The sequence below is a fragment of the Kitasatospora sp. NPDC057512 genome (assembly GCF_042802135.1).
Lineage (GTDB): Bacteria > Actinomycetota > Actinomycetes > Streptomycetales > Streptomycetaceae > Kitasatospora.
Genome location: NZ_JBHVET010000872.1, coordinates 1 through 3,175 on the forward strand (window position 1 = coordinate 1; position 3,175 = coordinate 3,175).

At 74.3% G+C, this 3,175-nt stretch carries 3 protein-coding genes; 1 reads left to right on the plus strand and 2 read right to left on the minus strand.

Translation table 11 applies throughout. From position 1 onward, the window contains the following. Positions 1-3: 3 nt before the first annotated feature. Both ACFU6K_RS35080 and ACFU6K_RS35085 read right to left on the minus strand, forming a co-directional pair. Positions 4-1,221: a hypothetical protein gene (locus ACFU6K_RS35080; RefSeq protein ID WP_380670080.1), complete on the minus strand. Its 1,218-nt coding sequence runs from the start codon at positions 1,219-1,221 to the stop codon at positions 4-6. Between the two features lie 44 nt (positions 1,222-1,265). Next, positions 1,266-2,474 carry a hypothetical protein gene (locus ACFU6K_RS35085; RefSeq protein WP_380670082.1) on the minus strand — a complete coding sequence of 403 codons (1,209 nt, stop codon included), beginning with the start codon at positions 2,472-2,474 and terminating at the stop codon, positions 1,266-1,268. A gap of 296 nt (positions 2,475-2,770) precedes the next feature. On the opposite strand from ACFU6K_RS35085, the gene ACFU6K_RS35090 reads away from it, so the two are divergent. Further along, on the plus strand, positions 2,771-3,157 hold the full coding sequence (locus ACFU6K_RS35090; protein ID WP_380670084.1) for an RNA recognition motif domain-containing protein: 387 nt from the start codon (positions 2,771-2,773) through the stop codon (positions 3,155-3,157). The last annotated feature ends 18 nt before the right edge of the window (positions 3,158-3,175 follow it).

A 3,175-nucleotide genomic window follows, 5' to 3' on the forward strand; every position in this document is an offset into this window, starting at 1 on the left:
GCGTCAGGGCTTCCAGACGACGGGGTGGGACGCGATCGGCTCGCCCGCCGCGTTCAGCTCGACGGCGTGACCGGCGACCAGTCCGGCGTCGTTGATGTACCGGGCCTCGGCGTACGGGCTGAGCGGGGACGGCGGAAGGGTGACGGTCGTCCCGTCGGGCTGCCACAGCAGGGCGGTGCCGCGGGTCCAGTCCGGGCCCTGGGCGGTGCCGACGGCGGTGCCCGCGCCGTTGACCGCCATCGCCTCGCTCTGCCGGCCCGCCGGGCCGCCGAGGAGGGTCCGGGTGCCGTCCGGGTTCCAGCGGGCGGCGAGGGTGGAGCGGTTGGCGTCGAAGGTGGCCCCGACGGCGGTGCCGGCGCTGTTGACGGCCCGTGTCCGGCCGTAGCCGGCGTCGCGGACGGTGCCGTCGGCCGTCCAGACCAGCACCCGGTCGAACTCCGTGCCGCCGGCGCGCCGCCCGTGGCCGAGCACCACGCCGTCGTCGGTCATGTCGTCCACCCGGGCCCCGTCGACGCCCGGCGGGAGCGGGAGCGCGGCCACCGTGCCCGCCGGGCTCCAGAGCACCGGGGTCTCCTGGTAGCGGCCGTCGGCGAGGCGCCGCTCGGAGAAGCCGGCGACGACGCCCGCGTTGGTGATGGAGGCGGTCGAGCCCATGGTGTCGCCGGGCAGCAGCGGCAGGTCGACCCGGGTGCCGTCGGCCCGCCACTTCAAGGGCTTGGGCTGGTAGATCTCGTCGTACGAGCCGCCCACCACGACGCCCGCGTCGTTGACCGCGGCCGCGCCGCCGCCGCGGACCCCGGCCGGCAGCTCCAGCGCGGTCGGGGTGCCGTCCGGGGCCCAGCGGACCGGGTGGTTGTCGCTCAGCGACACGAAGGAGAGCCCGACCACGGTGCCCGTGTCGTTGTGCCCGACCGGGCGGCTGGACAGGTCGCCGGGCAGTGGCGCCAGGACGGTGTAGCCGAGGTGGTCGGGACTCCAGCGGATGGCACGCGGACCGGACTGGCCGGGAGTCCTCGCGTAGTACTCGCCGACGACGGCGCCGTCGCGGCTCAGACCCCACACCGTGCTGTAGGCGGTGTCCGGCGGGGTCGGGAGGAACTGCGGGGAGGCCAGGTAGTGGGCGGGAGCGGCAGCCGCCGCGGGTATCGGGCCGAGGAGCAGGGCGACGGCCGTCGCGGTGGCGGCGAGGGCGGCCGTACGAGGGGTGCGTGAACCGGTCATGCGGAGAACTCCTGTCTCGTCGAGGGGACTTCGGGTCGGGGTCATCAGGGCTTCCAGACCATCGCGCGCGGCAGCGACTGCTCGCCGGGCACGGTGGCGTGCCCGGCGATCACCCCGGACTCGTTGATGACGGAGGCCGAGGCGTACGGGCTGAGCGGGGACGGCGGGAGCGGCACGGCCGTCCCGTCGCCCTTCCACAGCAGTGCCGTGCCGTGGTACCAGTCCGAACTCGTCGCGGTGCCGACGGCGGTGCCCGCGCTGTTGATCGCGTTCGCCGTGGTCTGCCGGCCCGCCGGACCGTCGAGCAGGGTCCGGGTGCCGTCCGGCCGCCAGTACGCGGCCTGCAGGGGGCGGGCGGCGCCGAAGGCCGCCCCGACGACGGTGCCGGTGTCGGTGATCGAGCTCGGCCGGCCCTCGCCGATGTCCCGGACGGTGCCGTCCGCCGCCCAGACCACCAGCCGGTCGAGCTCGGTGCCCCCCTCGCGCCGTCCGCTGCCGAGGATCACGCCGGAGTTGGTGATCCGGCGGGCCCCGACCACGTCGATCCCCGGTGGGGGCGGCAGTTCGGTCACGGTGCCCGACGGGCTCCAGACCACCGTACGCGTCCGGGGTTCGCCGCTGAGGCGCCGTTCGGACCAGCCGATGACGAAGCCCGCGTCGTTGACGGCCGTGGTCGAGCCGGTGTCGTCGCCGTCCAGCAGGGGCAGGGCGACCCGGGTGCCGTCGGCCCGCCACTTCACGGGCACGGGGCGGAACACCGCGTCGTACGAACTGCCGATCGCGACACCGGCGTTGTTGATCCCGGACGCGCCGCCGCCCCGGGCTCCGGCCGGCAGTTCCAGGGCGGTCGGGGTGCCGTCGAGGGCCCAGCGGACCGGGTGGTTGTCGGTCAGCGACGCGAAGGAGACCCCGACCGCGATGCCCGCCTCGTTCATGGCGCCCGGGCGGGTACCGGTCTCGCCGGGCAGCGGTTCCAGGGCGGTGAGGCCGAGGGTGCCGGTGTTCCAGCGGAGGGCGCGCGGGGCGAACCGGCCGGGGATGTTCAGGTAGCACTCGCCGAGGAGGTCGCCCGCGTTGTTCAGGCTGGACGCGGTGCTGAGCGGGCCGGCGTTGGCGGGCAGCGGTAGGAGATAGGGGGTCGGGAGCGGCGGGCCCGGGTCGGCCGTTGCGGCGGGTACCGGGCCGAGGACCAGGGCGGCGGCCGTCGCCGCGGCGGCGAGGGCGGCCGTGCGAGGGGCGGATGAACCAGCCATCCGGAAACTCCTGTCTCTTCAATGACCTTGTGGATCACGCGAATTGACGTTCATCGGAGTCAGGCTGGTCGGGCGCCCGGTCCGGTGGCCAAGTCTCTGCCACCGTCCGTCCGTTGGCAGGCCGATCACCGAAACGGCCGGAATCCGCACCCCGCGTCCGTGTCGAGCAGGGCGGGGGGAAGGTCGGCTTCGGTGCGGCGGCCGAATCCCCGTGGTTCGGCCGCGCCCGGGTGTCCTGCCGTGGCAGCATTCTGACGATACGTCAGATCCATATCCCTGATTCGAGGAGTACGCCCATGGCCCAGAAGGTCGCCGTCGGAAACCTCTCCACGGCCACCACCGACGAGGCGCTGCGGGAAGCGTTCTCCAGCTACGGCCAGGTACTCGACGCCATCATCATGCGAGACCGCGACACCGGGGTCTCGAAGGGCAACGGCTTCGTCACCTACAGCAATTCCGGCGAGGCCGAGGCGGCGATCGCGGAGCTGAACGGGCAGGTGCTCGACGGGAACAGGATCACCGTCACCCTGGCGGTCGCCAAGGGCGACGGGGTGGTCTCCGGTGGCGTGTCGGGCGGCGCCGGCGGCTACTCCGGTGGCGTCTACGGCAGTAGTGGCGGCTACGGCGGCGGTTGCACCGGGGGCGTCGGCGCCGGCGGCGGTTTCGAGGGCCCGGGGTTCTGACCGCTCCGGCAAGGACTC

Excerpts from the sequence above, each read along its gene's own strand:
- ACFU6K_RS35080 (WP_380670080.1), bottom strand. The coding sequence starts at position 1,221 with ATGACCGGTTCACGCACCCCTCGTACGGCCGCCCTCGCCGCCACCGCG.
- ACFU6K_RS35085 (WP_380670082.1), bottom strand. The coding sequence starts at position 2,474 with ATGGCTGGTTCATCCGCCCCTCGCACGGCCGCCCTCGCCGCCGCGGCG.
- ACFU6K_RS35090 (WP_380670084.1), top strand. The coding sequence starts at position 2,771 with ATGGCCCAGAAGGTCGCCGTCGGAAACCTCTCCACGGCCACCACCGAC.